Raw genomic sequence first — 18,814 nt, 5'->3', positions numbered from 1 at the left:
TTTTAAACCTGTTTACTTTTAGTTTTTTTTCTTCGAATGGGATTCTTTTGAATTTTCACCCAAAGCCCATAAAAGACCACCTGTAAGATGCTGAATAAACACCGGATTAACGTAGTCCTTACTATCATGTCCCAGAGCGGTATAAAACACTCTGCCGCCTTCAAATTCATGACACCAGGCCAAGGGTAAGTAATCGCCAAAAGTGCGTCCCGGATACACTTCTTTTTCGCTGTCTTTTATCGTTCGCATATCAGCAGCCAGAAGCACATGATTATTAGGATTGAATTCATTCATATAATAGCATTCGTCTTCTTTTATCCATTTTTTCCCTAACATCAAAGTGGAAGGATGCTTTTCATCAATTACTTTTATTTCGAAAGATTGAAAAGCGGGATGCCTTTTAAACTTCCCTCCCACCATTTCGGCATACCAAGGCCAGGATTTTTCGGAATCTGATGCACTATGAACCCCAACATAAGCACCACCACCATGAATATAAGCTACAAGAGCATGTTTTTGTTCTTCAGTATTAAAAATATCATTACAGGTATTCGAAAACACCAGACAGCTGTACTTAGCCAGATTTTCGGTTGTCATTACCGCCGGATCATCAGAAACATCAACAATGAGGTTGTTTGCTTCACCAATTTTCTTCCAGGCTTCTACACTAAAAGGAATATTTTTATGGACATAGCCTTTTCCGTTTTTAGTATAAACCAAAATCCGTTTTTTAGCTGGAGGATTAGCAAATACAGTAGTTAACCCAAAAATAACGGTGAGTAATAGTAATTTGATTTTCATAATTTTCTATTTATTTCTCGAATATAAAAAGAAAATCCCAAACTCCATGAAATTTGGAATTTGGGATTTTAAATATTTTGAATTTTATTTTATTACAATTCAAATGCTTTTTTAGGGTTTCCACCGCAAAGCAATTCTACCGGGTTTTCTAAAGCTTCTTTTACAGCAACTAAGAAACCAACAGACTCACGACCATCGATAATTCTGTGGTCATAAGAAAGTGCTACATACATCATAGGGTGAATTTCCACTTTACCATTTACAGCAATTGGACGCTCAATAATGTTGTGCATTCCTAAAATTCCTGATTGTGGAGGATTGATAATTGGTGTAGACAACATAGATCCAAATACACCACCATTAGTGATTGTAAAAGTACCTCCTGTCATATCATCAACAGTAATTTGACCATCACGTGCTTTGATAGCTAATCTTTTGATTTCAGCTTCAATTCCACGGAAAGTTAAGTTTTCAGCATTACGAACTACAGGAACCATTAAACCTTTTGGTCCTGAAACTGCGATAGAGATATCAGCAAAATCATAAGCGATTTTATGATCACCGTCCATCATAGAGTTTACATCAGGGAACAATTCTAAAGCTCTGGTTACTGCTTTTGTAAAGAATGACATGTATCCTAAACCTACACCACCGTGTTTAGCTTTGAATGCATCTTTGTATTCATTACGCAAGGTGTTAATTGGCGTCATGTTTACTTCATTGAAAGTAGTCAACATCGCTGTTTCGTTTTTAGCAGAAACCAAACGCTCCGCTACTTTACGACGTAACATAGACAATTTAGTACGCTCTACTCCACGGCTTCCACCTGTAGGAGTTCCCATTGATGGCACAGCATTTACCGCATCATCTTTAGTTATTCTTCCACCTTTTCCAGTTCCTGATACAGTTGCCGGAGCGATGTTTTTTTCATCTAATATTTTTTTAGCAGCCGGAGACGGAGTTCCGGTTGCATAAGTAGCTGCCGGTGCTGCCGGAGCCGCTGGTGCAGGTGCTGCTTTTGGTGCTTCGGCTTTTGGAGCCTCTGCTGCAGGCGCTGCTGATGGTGCTGAACCTGATGGTTTAGCTGCTGCAGTGTCAATATGACAAACTACTGCTCCTACCGCTACTGCGTCACCTTCTTCTGCTTTTAGGGTAATGATACCACTAGCTTCAGCTGGTAATTCTAATGTAGCTTTGTCTGAATCTACTTCAGCAATTGCTTGATCTTTTTCAACATAATCCCCATCTTTTACTAACCAAGTGGCGATTTCAACTTCTTTAATAGATTCCCCTGGCGATGGAACTTTCATTTCTAAAATCATGTCGTAATATTTTAAATTATGAATTTTATTTTTTAATTATGAATCGTTATTCTGTGTATTTAACTCTAGCCCCGATAGCAGTGAAAATCCTTTTTATTTTTTTCTTTAAAAAATAAAAAGATTATTTCACTTGACTTTCATTTTAAGCGGAGTTCAATGAACTTCGTTTGTAACGAATAGCGGGAAATAGCTTCTGAAAAAAAATATTTAATGAGATTGCTTGATTCTTCGCAATGACTATCTAAATAAATTTTTATCAAATACCATTCTGATGGCATCAGCATGACGGCGTTTAGCTCTTGTGTAACTTCCTGCTGCCGGTGCTGAGTATGCTTTTAATGAAGCTAATCTCCATTTAACTAAATCAAAGTTAGCTAACATATACGTGTAAGCTCCCATGTTTTTAGGCTCTTCCTGTGCCCAAACATAATCATCTGCATTAGGATATTGAGCGATAATTGCTTTTAATTGCTCTACCGGCAATGGGAACAATTGCTCGATACGAACTACTGCTACATCATTACGCCCGTTGTTTTCTCTTTCGGCAACAATATCATAGTAGAATTTACCGGTACAGAAAACTAATGTTTTCACATCGGCTTTATTTACGGCAGTATCGTCAATAGTTTCCTGAAATTCACCATTTGCTAATTCTTCAACTGTAGAAACGCATCTTGGATCACGCAATAAACTTTTTGGAGAAAAAACAATTAATGGCTTACGGAATTTGGTTTTCATTTGTCTTCTCAACAAGTGGAAGAAGTTAGCCGGCGTTGTACAATCGGCCACGTACATGTTGTGACGTGCACATAATTGTAAGTAACGCTCCATACGTGCCGAAGAGTGTTCAGCTCCCTGACCTTCGTATCCATGAGGCAACAACATTACTAATCCGTTTTGATTGTTCCATTTGTCCTCTCCACAAGAGATGTACTGGTCAATCATGATTTGGGCTCCATTAGAGAAATCTCCAAATTGTGCTTCCCAGATTGTTAATGCATTTGGGTTAGCCAGTGCATAACCATAATCAAATCCTAAAACTCCGTATTCTGACAAGAAAGAGTTAAAAATGCGGAAGTTTCCTTTTTTGTTTTCGATATGATTTAACAAAACCACTTCTTCTTCAGAATCTTCTACTTTTACAACCGCATGACGGTGAGAGAAAGTTCCACGCTCAACGTCCTGACCAGAAATACGAATATCAAAACCTTCTGTCAATAAAGTACCATAAGCCAATGTTTCGGCAGTACCCCAATCGATGGTATTGTTATCATAACCTGTTTTTCTGTCGGTAACGATTTTAGTGATTTTATTAATGAATTTTTTATCAGATGGTAAGCTGGAAACTGTTCCAATAATAGCATCTAAAGTTGATTTTTCAACCTTAGTATTTACTTTTTGTAACATACCGGCATCAGAAACCTGTTCGAATCCTTTCCACTCATTTTGCATGAATGGGGTGATTACAGTTAAATCTTTTTTACGGGATGCTTCAAGATTATGATCTAAGTCGTCTTTGTATTCTTTTTCTAAAGTTTTAACCAAATTAGCATCGATTACTCCTTCAGATAATAATTTTTCAGCATAAATATCTCTTGGATTTCTATGTTTAGCAATCAATTTATACAATACCGGCTGTGTAAAACGAGGCTCATCACCTTCATTATGACCGTATTTTCTATATCCTAATAAGTCAATAAATACATCACGTCCAAATTGCATACGGAAATCCAGTGCAAATTGCATGGCGTGAACTACAGACTCAGCATCATCAGCATTCACGTGTAATACCGGAGACAAAGTTACTTTAGCCACATCTGTACAATAGGTAGAAGAACGTGCGTCTAAATAGTTAGTTGTAAAACCTACCTGGTTGTTGATTACAATATGGATGGTACCTCCAGTTTTGTAACCATCTAATTGTGCCATTTGGATAATTTCATAAAGAATTCCCTGTCCTGCAATAGCAGCATCTCCGTGAACGGCGATAGGCAATACTTTAGAGAAATCATCTTCAAAATATTTATCTTGTTTTGCTCTTGTAATTCCTTCAATAACAGCACCTACAGTTTCTAAGTGCGAAGGGTTTGGAGCTAAGTTGATGTTGATTTTTCTACCTGATTTGGTAATTTTATCGGCTGTAAGACCTAAGTGGTATTTAACGTCCCCGTCAAAATATTCCTGATCGTAATCTTTTCCGTCAAATTCAGAGAAGATATCCTGAGTAGATTTACCAAAAATGTTAGCCAGAACGTTCAGACGACCACGGTGAGCCATTCCCATAACGAATTGTTCTACTCCTTTTTCGGCAGCTCTTTCAATCAAAGCATCTAAAGCAGGAATGATTGATTCTCCTCCTTCAAGAGAAAAACGCTTTTGGCCTACATATTTAGTATGGAGGAAGTTCTCGAAAGAAACGGCCTGATTTAATTTATTTAAAATTCCCTTTTTTTCCTCAGCAGAAAAAGTAGGGCGGTTTTCATTAATGTTTAGTCTTTCCTGAATCCACTCAACAATTTCGGGTCTGCGAATGTACATGTACTCAATACCGATATGCTGACAATACACTGCTGTAAGGTGATCAACAATCTGAGACAATGAAGAAGGCTGTAAGCCTAATAATTTTGCCGCATCAAAAACAGTAGTTAAATCAGCTGAAGAAAGACCAAAATTCTCTAAATCTAAACTTGGAGAAAAAGTTCTGCGTTCTCTAACCGGGTTTGTTTTAGTAAACAAATGTCCTCTGGAACGGTAACCTTCAATTAATTTTACAACTTTAAATTCTTTTTGAAGTTGCTCAGATATTTTACTGTTATCAACAGGAGCCGAAGAAACAGAAGCTACAGGAGCTGCCTGATTACTGTATTGAATTGGATTTTCCTCATTATAAGTTTCCATTCCAAAATCGAAACCCTGAAAAAAACTTCTCCAGCTAGGCTCTACGCTATCTGGATTTTCTAAATATTGATCGTATAATTGAGCGAAAAATTCGGTATGCGCTGCATTTAAAAATGAAAACCTATCCATAATATGAGTGAATATACTTTTTGTTAAAATAGTTTGGCAAAAGTACAATAATCAACTAAATTTACTTGAAAATTAAAACACTTTTAACTATTAAAATGTTAAATACCTTAGCACTTATGATAAAAAAACATGCCTTAGCTGTATCAAATTTATTTTTGACTGTTTTAATAGTATTTTTTTCGACCCAATTATCGGCTCAAAATCAGCGTTCTAACTTTAAATCGAGTAATGATTTTTGGCAAAAAGTGCAATTTGGTGGCGGATTAGGATTAAGTTTCGGAAACAGGTATACTGATATTTCCGTTTCGCCCAGCGCTATTTATAATGTTAATGAATATTTTGCAGTGGGTCTTGGTGCACAATATACCTATGTAAAACAAAAAGATGTTTACAATTCTAATCTTTACGGCGGAAGTTTAATTACCCTTTTTAATCCCATTCCTGAAATCCAGCTTTCAGCCGAACTGGAACAATTAAGAGTGAATGTCAAAGGAATTGGCAGTAATGATGGTTTTAGTAATAATTTCTGGAACACCGGCTTATTTTTAGGTGCCGGTTACCGCAACGGAAATGTAACGATAGGTGCCCGTTACAATGTTTTACATGATGACAACAAAAGTGCTTACAGCGATGCGTTTATGCCTTTTGTTAGGTTTTATTTTTAGAAAGTTGCTAAGACTCTAAGTAACTAAGATTCTAAGATTTAAAAAGAATGAGACACAACTTAGCCTCTCAGCCCCTTAGCATCTTAGAAACTTTACTTAAAATTATTCCTGAACCACACTTTTTGCCATTCTCTTTTCAGAATTAAAAAGGCAACTTGTTCGGCTAAGACAACTAAATCGGAACCATCCAGTTTTTTGATTTCGTCTTCGGATACATCAATTACATAAAGCAAATTCAGATATTCAGCAAACTTATACTGAATCAATCGATAGACTTTCTCGTGCAATTGAATCTTGAGTTCATCCGGTGTGATACTCATAGGAAAATCAACTCCTTCATTAGCCAGATTAAAATCTTTATTTAATTGTTCAACCAATTTAAGATACAAAGAATCTTTTTGTGCTTCTTCAAACAACAAATCGGTATTTAACGGAGTAACATACATAGTTTCAATTTCAAAATTCAATTCCAATTCCAATTTCAATGGCAATGGCAATGGCAAAATTCAATAGCAGTGACAAAAAAGCTTCGTTTTAGAAATTGAAATTGTCATTAAAATTGATACTGCAATTTATCACACTTTTCTCCCCATCAGATTCTCCCCAAAAGAGCGAAGAATTTGTTTCTTTTGTTCATCAATATTCATCTTATCCAAAGTATCAAAAGCTTTAAAAGTATATGCCGCTATCGCTTTTTTAGTGGCAGCCGAAGCTCCTGAATTAACAAATATTTCTTTTACCTGAGTAATTTTCGCTTCATTTTCTTCCATTTGAATCGAAAACAAATCAGCTAATTCCTGTCTGTCTATCCCGTTAGCAAATTCCATTGCTTTTAGATACAAATAGGTTTTTTTATTTTCAATAATATCACCTCCTACTTGCTTTCCGAAGGTTTCCGGATCACCAAAGGCATCCAGATAATCATCCTGTAACTGAAACGCCAATCCTAAATTCAGACCAAATTCATAAATTAAATTAGCATTTTCATCGGAAGTCTGGGCTATAATAGCACCCATTTTCATTGCGGCAGCTACAAGAACAGCAGTTTTATATTCAATCATTTTTAAATATTCCGGAATGGTCACATCCTTTCGCGTTTCAAAATCAACATCCCATTGCTGACCTTCGCAAACTTCAAGCGCTGTTTTACTGAATAACTTGGCTAATGCCTGAAAAATTACCGGTTCATATTTTTCAAAATACTGATAAGCCAGAATCAGCATAGCATCACCGGACAAAATAGCGGTATTAGTATCCCATTTTTCATGTACGGTGACATTTCCTCTTCGCAACGGTGCATCGTCCATAATATCATCATGCACTAACGAAAAATTATGAAAAACCTCAACAGCTAAAGCTGCCGGCAACGCTTTCTCATAAGAAACATCAAAAATTTCCGCACTCATCACCGTTAAAACAGGACGAATTCTTTTCCCGCCAAGATGCAATATATAATGTATGGGCTCGTATAGATTTTTAGGCTCTTTAACTTCTAACTGTGATTTAAGATATTCTGTTACGAATTCCTGATATTGACTTAAGGCGTGCATAAACATAATTTTGGGCTAATTTACAGCATTCACTCCTGATTACAAACTTCGATTATCAATGAAATGTTAAATTATCTTAAATACAATGGAAACTATTTTGGTTTTCAAAGTTTCCGTTCTATATTTGCGCCATATTTAACAATTAAATTCCGAAGCGTCTTTTAAAGACAAAAAGCTTTTTATAAAACGGAAAAAAATTGCACAAACAGAGGGCATCATGAAAACAAAATGGAAAGTTAATTCAAATCAATCGGATGTTTTAATCAGAATGAGACATTCAATAATTGCTTATTTAGGCGGAAACATTAATAGTTTTCAAGGACATGCCGACTTTAGAAATAACGAAATTGAAGATGCCACAATAGCATTTTCATTAGATGTTAAAAACAGAGAATCTAAGTTGGAACAATTTAGCAATTACTTAAAACTGAATGATTTTTTTGATGTCAATCAATATCCTACCATTAGCTTTAAATCTACCTCTTTTCAAAAAATTAACAAAAATATTAATTTTCTAAAGGGAGATTTAACCATCAAAAACATCACTAAAACAGTGGAACTTGATGTTGAACTGATAGAAAACGACTATTTAGACGGAGAAAAAAAGATCGCTTTTGAACTCACAGCAGATATTAACAGAAATGATTTTGGGTTAGCATCTAATTCTTTTCACTCCAATAACGGATTAGCAACCGGACAAGATATTAAACTGGTAGCCAATGTAGAATTTAGCATTTAATCAATGCTACTAATAATAAGGAATTAAAAATAAAATGAAAGAGAAGATTATATCTAAAGCGGGCGAAATGTTTTTAAAACTAGGTTTTAAAAGTATCACTATGGATGACATAGCGGGCGAAATGTGCATTTCTAAAAAAACCATTTACAAATATTTTTGCAACAAAGAAATACTAATTGAAGAGAGCGTACATTTAATTCACACAAAAGTTCATGAACTCATAAATGATGCTATTTCTAAAAACTACAATGCCATTGAAGAAAATTTTGAAATCAGACGCATGTTTGGCGAAATGTTTAAATCCTCTGAAAGCTCACCTATTTATCAACTAAAAAAGCATTATCCTGAAATCTATCGAAATGCTTTAAAGTTTCAAATTGAAGAATGCGAATTTTGCTTTAGACAAAATATTGAAAAAGGGATTGCTCAAAATTTGTATCGAAAAGAGCTTGATATTGAAGCTTATGTTAAGTTTTACTACTACTTAATTTTCAATATTAACGAGAATACTCAATCTGAAAGAGAAGCCTATCAATTAGAATTGAAAGCCTTAGAATATCATACCAGAGCCATGTCAACTCCTGAAGGAATTATCGAATTAGAGAAAAATTTACTTAAATATAACTAAATCAATGAAGCAATTACTAATACTAACTATTCTATCATTTGTAACGATTACAAATGCACAAGAAAAAACAACGCTGTCTCTCAAGGATGCCATAAAATATGCATTAGAGAACAAAGCCGATGCTAAAAAAGCACAATTACAAATTGAGAACAGCGAATACCAGATCCAGGAAGTTCGCTCCAGAGCCTTACCACAAATTTCGGCTAACGGAAATATGACTTACAATCCTATTTTGCAGTTAAATGCTTTACCGGGAGATTTCTTTGGTGCTCCGGGAACAACACTTTTAGCACCATTAGGACAAAAATGGACTTCTACCGCAGGTGTATCATTAACACAGGCATTATTTGATCAATCTGTTTTTACCGGTTTAAAAGCTGCGAAAACCACACGTGAATTTTACCAGATTAACAATCAATTAACTGAAGAACAAGTTATTGAAAGAGTCGCAAATAATTATTATCAGGTATATGTTTTACGTCAAAAACTGGCACTTGCCGAAAGTAATTTAAAAACGACTACTAAAGTTCGTGACATTGTAAAAGGTCAATTTGATAACGGCTTAGCTAAAAGAATTGATTTAGACAGAATGACTGTAAATCTTTCTAATATCAATACGCAAAAACAACAAATCACTAACTCATTACAATTACAGGAAAATGCTTTGAAATTTTATATGGGAATGCCAATGGATACCCCAATTGAAATTCCGCAAACAGAATTTGAAATCACAGGAGCTGCTTTTTCAGACAGCCCAAATGTCAGTAATCGCTCTGAATATTTACTGCTTAAAAAACAGGAAGAATTGCTAGTACTGCAAAAAAAATCAGTTATTGCAGGTTATTACCCAACACTTTCTCTTTCGGCAAGCTACAACTACATTGGTCAGGGTCCTCAAATGCCATTATTTGCAAAACCGTCTGATGGTGTTTACTGGTCTGATTTTTCAACCATCGGAATGAATTTAAGAGTTCCTATTTTCTCAGGTTTTGGAACAAGAGCTAAAATAAGACAAGCTGATGTTGAACTAAGAACGATTCAGGAAGATATTAAAGACACACAGTTATCATTAGATTTAGATTATAAAAACGCAAAAACGCAAATTGAGAACAGCATCATCACGCTGCAAAATCAAAAAGAAAACATGAGATTAGCGGATGAAATTCTGAAAAACATCAATAACAACTACCAGCAAGGTTTAGCATCTTTAACAGATTTACTTGATGCTGAGAATGCTTCTACCGAAGCACAAAACAATTATACTGCAGCCGTTTTAGATTATAAACTGGCAGAAATCAAACTAATAAAATCAAAAGGAGAACTAAGAACATTATTAAATAACTAAGATGAAAAAAAACATAACTATCGGAATTGTAATTATTGCTGCTCTGGCTTTAATAGGATTTATTTTGACTAAAAATAAAGAGGCAAACGAAGAGAAAATTGCTATTGTTGCTGAGAAAAACGCTAACGTTTCAGTAAAAGTAGCCACTGTAAAAACAGAAGAAATCAATTTAGATTTTGTTGCCAATGGTAACTTTGAACCCAAACAACAACTAACACTTGCTGCTGAGAAATCAGGAAAAGTTATTAAAGTATTAGCTAAAGAAGGAGATCGTGTATCAGTAGGACAAACGCTGGCTATCATGAGAGGAGATGCTATTAATGTAAGTGCACAAGCGACAGAAGCGGCTTATCAAAATGCAAAATCAGATTACAATCGTTTTGATAATGCTTATAAAACAGGCGGGGTTACAAAACAACAACTGGATCAGGCTAAAGTAGCTTTAATTAATGCTGAAGCTAATTACAAACAGGCTAAAATTAATATTGGTGACACCCGTATCAAAGCACCAATAAGCGGAATTATCAATAAAAAACTTATCGAACCAGGTTCTATGTTAGCAGCAATGCCTCCTACTGAAATGTTTGAAATTGTAAATGTTAACAAACTAAAATTAACGGTTACTGTAAACGAATCTCAGGTAGCAAGTTTAAAAACAGGCAGCAATGTTACCATTAAAACAAGTGTATATCCTGATAAAGAATTTGAAGGTAAAATTACTTTTATTGCTGCTAAAGCAGATAACAGTTTAAATTTCCCGGTTGAAATCGAAATTTCAAATAATGCTAACAACGACCTGAAAGCAGGTATGTATGGTACAGCTGTATTTAAATCATCACAAAAGAAACAAGCTTTGACGGTAATTCCCCGAAATGCCTTTGTAGGAAGTGTAAGCAGCAATCAGGTTTTTGTTGTTGAAAACGGAATTGCAAAATTAAAAACAATTACTGCTGGAAGAATTTTAGGTGATAAAGTGGAAGTTCTGGACGGTTTATCAGATGGTGAAACGGTGATTACTACGGGTCAAATTAATTTACAAGACGGTAAATCAGTAGAGGTTATTAAGTAATTAGCAGTTAGTACCTAGTCCTTAGCAAAAAACAGGAGTGCTCAACACTAAAAACTAAAAACTAAGAACTCCATAAAATATAAAAGAAATATATGAAATTAGCAGAAATATCCATAAAACGTCCCTCGCTAGTTATCGTGCTCTTTACGATACTGATTCTAGGAGGATTATTCAGCTATAGCCAACTGGGCTATGAGTTGATTCCTAAATTTGAGACTAATGTAATTACGGTTTCTACTGTTTATCCGGGAGCTTCTCCAAGTGAGATTGAAAATACCGTTACTAAGAAAATTGAAGATGCAATTGCCTCGTTAGAAAACATCAAGAAGATTGATTCTAAATCTTACGAAAGCCTTTCCATTGTTTCGGTAACTTTAACATCCAATGCCAATGTAGACAACTCCATGAATGATGCGCAACGAAAAATCAATGCCATCCTGAGTGATTTACCGGATGATGCCGATGCGCCTTCTTTAACAAAATTCTCGCTGAGTGACTTACCTATCATGACTATTGGTGCCAATGGTAAAATGGATGAAGCTGCTTTTTATGACTTAATTGATAAAAAAATTGCTCCCGTTTTATCCCGTGTACAAGGGGTAGCACAAGTAAACATTATTGGCGGACAGGAACGTGAAATTCAGGTGAATCTTGACGCTACCAGAATGCAGGGTTACGGATTATCTGTCCCTCAGGTGCAACAAATTATTTTAGCTTCTAATCTGGATTTCCCTACAGGAAACATTCAAACCCGTGAGCAAAAAATATTAATTCGTTTAGCAGGAAAATATAAAAATGTAGACGAATTAAGAAACTTAGTAATTTCATCTAAAAACGGAATTCAAATTCGTTTACAAGACATCGCCGATGTTCAGGATACACAAAAAATTGCTGAAAAAATTGCCCGTGTAGATCAAAAAAGCGCTATTGTACTCCAAATTGTAAAACAATCTGACGCAAATGCCGTAGCAGTAAGTGAGCAATTAATTCAAACCATTGCAATCTTAGAAAAAGATTATAAAGTAAATGATCTGAAATTGGCTGTTGCCAAAGACAGTACAGTTTTTACACTCGAAGCTGCTGATTCTGTATTGCATGATTTACTTATTGCCGTAATTCTGGTAGCATTAGTAATGTTGTTCTTCCTGCATAGTATTCGAAACTCATTAATAGTAATGGTTTCTATTCCTGCCTCGTTAATTGCAACATTTATCGGAATTTATCTTTTAGGATACACTTTAAACTTAATGAGTTTATTAGGATTATCTCTGGTGGTAGGGATTCTGGTGGATGATGCCATTGTGGTATTAGAGAATATTTACAGGCACATGGAAATGGGCAAAAGCCGTATTCGTGCGTCTTATGACGGAACAGCCGAAATTGGCGGAACCGTAACTTCGATTACCTTAGTAATTGTGGTAGTATTTTTACCTATTGCTATGAGTACAGGATTGGTATCCAATATTATTACACAATTCTGTATGACCGTGGTAATTTCGACATTATTATCTCTTTTAGCGTCGTTTACAATTATTCCATGGTTGTCTTCCCGTTTTGGAAAATTAGAACATATTGAAGGAAAAAACCTTTTTGGAAGAATTATTCTTGGTTTCGAAAGTTTATTAACTCGTTTTACTAACTGGGTTACTGAAATTCTGGAATGGTGTCTTAACCATTATATCAAAACGATTCTGGTAGTATTGGTATTGTTCTTTTCGTCTACTATCGGATTAATGGGTGGTGGTTTCATTGGTGGTGAATTCTTTGCAACATCTGATAGTGGTGAGTTTTTAGTTCAAATAGAAATGCCAAAAGATGCTTCATTAGAACAAACCAACTTTATGACTCAAAAAGCAGAAGCCTTTTTAAAATCTCAGGAATATGTTCACAGCCAGATTACAACGGTGGGACAAACTTCTGAAGGAATGGGAGCTTCTCAGGCTACAGCTTATAAAGCGGAGATTGATGTTAAAATGATTGAGCAATCGGAGCGTACGGATGACGCCTCTGTTTATGCTGCAAAAATGAAACGTCAGTTAGAAAAAATATTGGTTGGTGCCAAAGTAAAAACAGTTCCTGTAGGTATCCTGGGTACAGCTGAAGATGCAACATTAGGATTAATTGTTACGGGTCCAAATGTGGAAAGCGCGATGAAATTTGCCAAATTAGCCGAAGCTGAATTAAGAACTATTCCCGGAACAACTGAAATTAAATTAACCGTTGAAGAAGGAAATCCGGAAATCAATGTTCAGGTAGATCGTGATAAAATGGCGGCTCTTGGACTCACATTACAAACAGTAGGTATGACCATGCAAACTGCTTTTAGTGGAAATACGGATGGTAAATTCAGAGCTGGTGAATATGAATATGATATCAATATCAAGTACAACGCTTTTGACAGAAAAAATATTACTGATGTTAGTAATCTGATTTTTGTGAATGACTTAGGACAACAAATTAAATTAGCTCAGTTTGCTACTATCACCGAAGGTTCAGGACCTAGTAAATTAGAACGTAGAGACAAAACGGCCTCTGTAACAGTACAAGGTCAGAATATTGGAGTACCATCAGGAACTATTGTAACCCAATGGCAGGAAAAACTGGACAAATTAGAAAAGCCTACCGGTGTAAGTTACATTTGGGGTGGTGATCAGGAAAATCAATCGGAAGGTTTTGGTACGCTGGGAATTGCTTTATTAGCCGCTATTATCTTAGTTTACTTAGTTATGGTAGGTTTATATGACAGTTTTGCTCACCCGTTTGTGGTATTATTTGCTATCCCGCTTTCGTTCATTGGAGCCATGTTAGCCTTAGCATTAACTAATAATTCATTAAACATTTTTACCATTTTAGGAATCATCATGTTGATTGGACTGGTTTGTAAAAATGCGATTATGTTAGTGGATTACACGAATCAGCGAAGAGCCGCCGGAGAAACAATCAGAACTGCTTTAATCCAGGCCAATCACGCTCGTTTGCGTCCTATTTTGATGACTACAATTGCGATGGTTTTTGGTATGTTCCCTATTGCACTGGCCTCCGGAGCTGGAGCTGAATGGAAAAACGGATTAGCCTGGGTAATTATTGGAGGATTAATTTCGTCATTATTCTTAACCCTGATTATCGTTCCGGTGATTTATGAAATCATGGAAAAAATCATTGCTAAATTCTCTAAAGGAGAAAAAATAGATTATGAAGCCGAAATGGTGGCCGATTATGATCACAAAGAATTAAGCGAAGACGGTTTTAACCCGAAACATACGGTTTAATCTTTAGAATTTAAATATTTAAACAAACCACCCGAAATTTGATTTTGGGTGGTTTTTTGGTTTTTGCCGGAATGGTTTTTATTATATAAAGCTCACAAAAATAAAACTAAAAAACATTTAATGATTAGACGAAAAGTGGTAAACAAGTTATCCGCTCCACAAAGCCGTCTTAAAAACAAAATATTATTAAAATCGGATGCTAGGCTAATATCTCCTGACTTTACTCCAACACAGAATCTCATCAAAACATATTTTGAAATAGGTCGCTCCTACGGAGCTTACTTTATCGATGCTGATTATTGCTACACACAGCAAGTTCTGATAAGACTTTGGGCAACTCCGTAGGAGTGAAATGTTTGTAGCTATAGATGTTGTTTCCTTTTCTTAGCTCCGTAGGAGCGAACTGTTTAATAAGTAATTCATTTTTACAAGCTGCAAGACAAATAGCCAGCATAAAAAACATAATTATTTTGGAATTAAATCCAATAAAAACATAATTATTTTGGAATCAAATCCAATAAAAACATAATTATTTTGGAATAAAAATTTAAATTAAGTACTTTTGATTCTCAAAATCAACTCATTATGATAAGACGAGAACAAACAGCCTATGCCAAAGCACGTTTATTCAAAGGAAAAGCACTGCTTGTTTTTGGATCAAGGCAAGTGGGAAAAACAACTTTTGTTCAAAACTTAATTGCCGACTTAAATAAAAAAACACTTTTCCTGAACGGAGATGAATCGGATGTACTTGTTTTATTCGAAAATCCAAACGTTAGCAAACTAAAAAACATCATCGGTGATAACGAAATTCTAGTCATTGATGAAGCGCAACGCATAACAAAAATTGGAATTGTACTTAAAATTATTGTTGACCAGATTAAAACAGTGCAGGTTATAGCAACAGGTTCTTCCAGTTTTGAATTGGCCAACAAACTAAACGAACCCTTAACAGGAAGAAAATATGAAATGTTTTTATTTCCAATTGCATTTTCAGAAATGGTCGCCCACAGTGGATTACTAGAAGAAAAAAGAGCTTTGGAACAACGTCTTATCTACGGCAACTATCCAGAAATTATTACCAATCCGATAGACGCCAAAGAACATATAAAACTGATTGCCAACAGTTATTTGTATAAAGACTTGTTTTTATTGGAACAAATTTCAAAACCGGTATTGCTTCAAAAAATCGTAAAAGCATTAGCACTGCAAGTAGGTAGCGAGGTTAATTATAACGAATTGGCTAAACTCATCCAAATAGACAACAAAACTGTCGAAAAATACATCGACCTACTCGAAAAAGCATTTGTGATTTTTAAACTTCCCGCTTTATCGAACAATGTTCGAAACGAAATAAAAAAAGGCAAAAAAATCTATTTTTATGACAATGGGATCATCAATGCGGTCACGGCAAATTTCAATCCGCTGGCTCTAAGGACAGATACGGGTAGCTTATGGGAGAACTACATTATAAGTGAACGTGTCAAACAACTTAATATTCAACAGAATGAAGCCAACTCTTATTTTTGGAGGACAACACAGCAACAGGAAATAGATTATATTGAAAAAAGCGATAACTCCATTTTAGCTTGTGAAATAAAATGGAACGCTAAAACCAAGTATAAAATTCCTGTCACTTTTTCGGTAAACTATGCCAATGTAACATCAAAAATAGTTTCTCCAGAAAATTATGAAGAGTTCTTACTAACACTTTAATAAATTATCATAAACTAACAAACAAAACCTAACACACAAGTTTTCAAGACAAGCAAAGTGTACTATCGACGTACAAGTTTTGTTTTTAAACATTATTAATATTGTTTATTTAGAATAAATTAAAATTAATTTTGGTTTTTAAGATTTCGCTAACTATTTTTGCGTTATTAAAAACAATTCTAAATAAAAATGAGAACAAAATTTACACTGGTTATTTTAACTTCATTATTTTTTCTGTTATTTTCTAATGCAAGTCAGGCTCAGGAAAAAGGAACAATTACAGGACAAGTAAGCTTAAATGACAATCAATCTCCCGAAAACATCTCTGTAATCCTGAAAGGAACCCGATTTGGTACCATTACAGATGCTAATGGAATCTATAAAATCAAAAATGTAAAGCCGGGAAATTATACTTTGAAAATTTCGGCTCTCGGATACATTACAAGAGAGTTTAAAATTATTTTAGCTGCAGGTCAGGAGTTAATACAAAACGCGACCATCAATATCAACTCAGAAGAACTTTCCGGAGTAACCGTTAATGGGAATAAAAAAAATAATTTTGCCCGCAAAGAAAACCCGCAAGTATCACGATTACCGCTAAAAAATCTTGAAAATCCTCAGGTTTACACCACAATTACCTCTGAATTATTAAAAGATCAGGTGGTTACTAACATTGATGATGCCTTGAAAAATGCTCCCGGTATCCAGCCTTTGTGGACATCAACCGGTAGAGGTTCTGACGGTGCAGGTTATTTTTCACTACGTGGTTTTGCCGTTCAGCCTAGAGCTCTTAATGGTTTACCGGGATTATCTAACGGAAGTCTGGATCCCGCAAACATTGATAAAATAGAAGTAATCAAAGGACCTTCAGGAACTTTGTTTGGAAGCACTCTGGTTTCTTATGGAGGATTAATCAATATCACCACTAAAACTCCTTATGATCATTTTGGAGGAGAAATCAACTACACCGCAGGTTCTTACGGATTAAACCGTGTAACTGCTGATATTAACACTCCGCTTAATGAAGAAAAAACAGTTAATTTCCGAATCAATACCGCATATCATAACGAAAACAGCTTTCAGGATGCCGGATTCAGAAAAGCAATATTTGTAGCTCCGTCTTTATCATATAAAGCATCAGACCGACTTTCATTCTTAATTAATACAGAATTTTTAAGCAATGAAGCGACCAATGCAACGATGTTGTTTTTAACCCGTTCTACTCCACTAAGAGTTAAAAATATGGATGAATTAGGATACGACAACAAACGTTCTTACACAAACAATCAGTTATCAATTAAAACGCCTTCTTTCAACTTACAAGGGCAAATGTTTTATAAAATAAATGATTCCTGGACTTCACAAACCGCTGTTTCCAGAACATCGGCAAAATCAGAAGGATACTATAGTTATTTATTTGACAATACTGACCAATTATTACCCAATTCTACAGTAAGAAAATATGAAGGAATTAATCAGGGGCTTGTTTTCGACAGACTTTTAAATTATCAAAACTCAACTACATTAGCTACTGACATCCAACAAAACTTTATTGGCGATTTCAAAATTGGAAACATGAGAAACCGAATTGTAGCAGGATTAGATTACTTTAATCGTCAAATTATTGACAATGGAACAGGATATGTTCAGAATGGTTCGGTATACATTGGTGATGATAATTTACAAACAGTGAATGAAGTAATATTTAAAATTACCACTCCAGCACAATACATCAGAACCGGTGACAATGGAAAATTGAGTAAAAATGCAACCGATGCTTTATTAGCAGGAGCAACAGTTAATAATTCCAGACAAAAACAAGAAGTTTACAGTGCTTATGTTTCCAATGTTATTAATTTCCTGCCTAACTTATCTGCAATGGCAAGTTTGCGTGTAGATCGCTTTATGAATGCTCAAAATGGAGGTTATAACCAAACGGCGCTTTCTCCAAAATTTGGAGTAGTTTACCAGCCTGTTCTGGATAAAGTCTCTCTTTTTGCCAACTATATGAACGGATTTACTAACGTAGCTCCTGCCGAAGATGTTAATGGATCCACCAGAACGCCACGTGTTTTTGATCCGGAACATGCAGACCAATTAGAATTTGGAACAAAACTGAATTTATTGGAAGACAAATTATATACTACTTTAAGCTACTACAACATTAAGGTTACTGACCGTGTTTATAACATTCGTAATTCAGCTACTGACATTACTTACTTTCAGGATGGAGGACAAAGAAATAAAGGTTTTGAAGCCGAAATTATTGCCAATCCTATTCAGGGTTTCAACATTGTAGCCGGATATAGTTATGTAGATGCTAACGTTCTTAAAGGGGATATCAACACAGTGGGTTACAGACCAACCAGTGCCGGAGCTTATAACACAGCTAACTTATGGGCAAGTTACCGTTTCCAAAATAATGCACTAAAAGGATTTGGTTTGGGATTTGGAGGAAACTATTCGGGTGAAAACAAAATCACTCACGGTCTGGTAACCGGAACTTTCACTATTCCTGAATACACTGTATTGAATTCATCGGTTTTCTACGGAAACGACAAATTCAATTTAACATTAAAAATTGACAACATTGCTAACGTAGACACTTACGATGGATGGTCAACAGTGCATCCAAGGAACATGAGAAGTGCATCAGCCAGCTTCTCTTATAAATTTTAATAGT

Annotated in this window: 14 protein-coding genes; 9 read left to right on the top strand and 5 right to left on the bottom strand. The window is 35.2% G+C overall.

Annotation, left to right across the window (positions count from 1 at the left end; translation table 11 throughout):
• Nucleotides 1-18: 18 nt before the first annotated feature.
• The 3 genes from BUB89_RS08245 to BUB89_RS08235 all read right to left on the bottom strand — a co-directional run bounded on the left by BUB89_RS08245 (nt 19) and on the right by BUB89_RS08235 (nt 5,150).
• Complete coding sequence (locus BUB89_RS08245; RefSeq protein WP_073243905.1) at nt 19-801, bottom strand: ThuA domain-containing protein; 783 nt, start codon at nt 799-801, stop codon at nt 19-21.
• A 92-nt stretch (nt 802-893) separates the two neighbouring features.
• Nucleotides 894-2,123, bottom strand: coding sequence for a 2-oxoglutarate dehydrogenase complex dihydrolipoyllysine-residue succinyltransferase (gene odhB / locus BUB89_RS08240; RefSeq protein ID WP_073243903.1), 1,230 nt, complete (start codon nt 2,121-2,123; stop codon nt 894-896).
• A 237-nt stretch (nt 2,124-2,360) separates the two neighbouring features.
• Nucleotides 2,361-5,150: a 2-oxoglutarate dehydrogenase E1 component gene (locus tag BUB89_RS08235; protein ID WP_073243901.1), complete on the bottom strand. Its 2,790-nt coding sequence runs from the start codon at nt 5,148-5,150 to the stop codon at nt 2,361-2,363.
• A 116-nt stretch (nt 5,151-5,266) separates the two neighbouring features.
• Between BUB89_RS08235 and BUB89_RS08230 the strand changes: the two genes are divergently transcribed.
• Entirely contained in the window at nt 5,267-5,815 is a 549-nt protein-coding gene (locus BUB89_RS08230) for a hypothetical protein (protein WP_073244365.1), read from the top strand.
• 92 nt (nt 5,816-5,907) lie between these two features.
• On the opposite strand, the gene BUB89_RS08225 is transcribed toward BUB89_RS08230, so the two are convergent.
• Together BUB89_RS08225 and BUB89_RS08220 are read right to left on the bottom strand one after the other, a co-directional pair.
• Nucleotides 5,908-6,261 carry a hypothetical protein gene (locus BUB89_RS08225; RefSeq protein WP_073244363.1) on the bottom strand — a complete coding sequence of 118 codons (354 nt, stop codon included), beginning with the start codon at nt 6,259-6,261 and terminating at the stop codon, nt 5,908-5,910.
• A gap of 129 nt (nt 6,262-6,390) precedes the next feature.
• A complete protein-coding gene (locus BUB89_RS08220) occupies nt 6,391-7,365 on the bottom strand; it encodes a polyprenyl synthetase family protein (protein WP_073244361.1) in 975 nt (324 codons plus the stop codon).
• 217 nt (nt 7,366-7,582) lie between these two features.
• On the opposite strand from BUB89_RS08220, the gene BUB89_RS08215 reads away from it, so the two are divergent.
• The 8 genes from BUB89_RS08215 to BUB89_RS08180 all read left to right on the top strand — a co-directional run bounded on the left by BUB89_RS08215 (nt 7,583) and on the right by BUB89_RS08180 (nt 18,810).
• On the top strand, nt 7,583-8,104 hold the full coding sequence (locus tag BUB89_RS08215) for a YceI family protein (protein WP_073243899.1): 522 nt from the start codon (nt 7,583-7,585) through the stop codon (nt 8,102-8,104).
• A gap of 34 nt (nt 8,105-8,138) precedes the next feature.
• Nucleotides 8,139-8,732 (top strand): TetR/AcrR family transcriptional regulator, encoded by a 594-nt coding sequence (locus tag BUB89_RS08210; RefSeq protein WP_073243897.1) that lies wholly within the window; start codon nt 8,139-8,141, stop codon nt 8,730-8,732.
• A 4-nt stretch (nt 8,733-8,736) separates the two neighbouring features.
• Nucleotides 8,737-10,077, top strand: coding sequence for a TolC family protein (locus tag BUB89_RS08205; RefSeq protein ID WP_073243895.1), 1,341 nt, complete (start codon nt 8,737-8,739; stop codon nt 10,075-10,077).
• Between the two features lies 1 nt (nt 10,078).
• The gene (locus BUB89_RS08200; protein ID WP_073243893.1) at nt 10,079-11,146 is read left to right on the top strand and encodes an efflux RND transporter periplasmic adaptor subunit; all 1,068 of its coding nucleotides are present in this window, start codon (nt 10,079-10,081) and stop codon (nt 11,144-11,146) included.
• A gap of 92 nt (nt 11,147-11,238) precedes the next feature.
• Entirely contained in the window at nt 11,239-14,415 is a 3,177-nt protein-coding gene (locus BUB89_RS08195) for an efflux RND transporter permease subunit (RefSeq protein WP_073243891.1), read from the top strand.
• A 120-nt stretch (nt 14,416-14,535) separates the two neighbouring features.
• Nucleotides 14,536-14,760 (top strand): hypothetical protein, encoded by a 225-nt coding sequence (locus tag BUB89_RS08190; protein ID WP_141384518.1) that lies wholly within the window; start codon nt 14,536-14,538, stop codon nt 14,758-14,760.
• Nucleotides 14,761-15,000: 240 nt separating this feature from the next.
• Complete coding sequence (locus BUB89_RS08185; protein WP_073243887.1) at nt 15,001-16,131, top strand: ATP-binding protein; 1,131 nt, start codon at nt 15,001-15,003, stop codon at nt 16,129-16,131.
• Between the two features lie 189 nt (nt 16,132-16,320).
• On the top strand, nt 16,321-18,810 hold the full coding sequence (locus tag BUB89_RS08180) for a TonB-dependent receptor (RefSeq protein ID WP_073243886.1): 2,490 nt from the start codon (nt 16,321-16,323) through the stop codon (nt 18,808-18,810).
• Nucleotides 18,811-18,814 lie beyond the last annotated feature (4 nt).

The sequence above is a fragment of the Flavobacterium flevense genome, assembly GCF_900142775.1.
Classification (GTDB): Bacteria; Bacteroidota; Bacteroidia; order Flavobacteriales; family Flavobacteriaceae; genus Flavobacterium; species Flavobacterium flevense.
The sequence above is the reverse complement of the archived record's forward strand: the minus strand, read 5'-3'. Positions and strand labels throughout refer to the sequence as shown.

Bases quoted from the DNA above. Each gene is read 5' to 3' on its own strand.
- BUB89_RS08245 (WP_073243905.1), bottom strand. From the start codon at position 801: ATGAAAATCAAATTACTATTACTCACCGTTATTTTTGGGTTAACTACT.
- odhB (WP_073243903.1), bottom strand. From the start codon at position 2,123: ATGATTTTAGAAATGAAAGTTCCATCGCCAGGGGAATCTATTAAAGAA.
- BUB89_RS08235 (WP_073243901.1), bottom strand. From the start codon at position 5,150: ATGGATAGGTTTTCATTTTTAAATGCAGCGCATACCGAATTTTTCGCT.
- BUB89_RS08230 (WP_073244365.1), top strand. From the start codon at position 5,267: ATGATAAAAAAACATGCCTTAGCTGTATCAAATTTATTTTTGACTGTT.
- BUB89_RS08225 (WP_073244363.1), bottom strand. From the start codon at position 6,261: ATGTATGTTACTCCGTTAAATACCGATTTGTTGTTTGAAGAAGCACAA.
- BUB89_RS08220 (WP_073244361.1), bottom strand. From the start codon at position 7,365: ATGCACGCCTTAAGTCAATATCAGGAATTCGTAACAGAATATCTTAAA.
- BUB89_RS08215 (WP_073243899.1), top strand. From the start codon at position 7,583: ATGAAAACAAAATGGAAAGTTAATTCAAATCAATCGGATGTTTTAATC.
- BUB89_RS08210 (WP_073243897.1), top strand. From the start codon at position 8,139: ATGAAAGAGAAGATTATATCTAAAGCGGGCGAAATGTTTTTAAAACTA.
- BUB89_RS08205 (WP_073243895.1), top strand. From the start codon at position 8,737: ATGAAGCAATTACTAATACTAACTATTCTATCATTTGTAACGATTACA.
- BUB89_RS08200 (WP_073243893.1), top strand. From the start codon at position 10,079: ATGAAAAAAAACATAACTATCGGAATTGTAATTATTGCTGCTCTGGCT.
- BUB89_RS08195 (WP_073243891.1), top strand. From the start codon at position 11,239: ATGAAATTAGCAGAAATATCCATAAAACGTCCCTCGCTAGTTATCGTG.
- BUB89_RS08190 (WP_141384518.1), top strand. From the start codon at position 14,536: ATGATTAGACGAAAAGTGGTAAACAAGTTATCCGCTCCACAAAGCCGT.
- BUB89_RS08185 (WP_073243887.1), top strand. From the start codon at position 15,001: ATGATAAGACGAGAACAAACAGCCTATGCCAAAGCACGTTTATTCAAA.
- BUB89_RS08180 (WP_073243886.1), top strand. From the start codon at position 16,321: ATGAGAACAAAATTTACACTGGTTATTTTAACTTCATTATTTTTTCTG.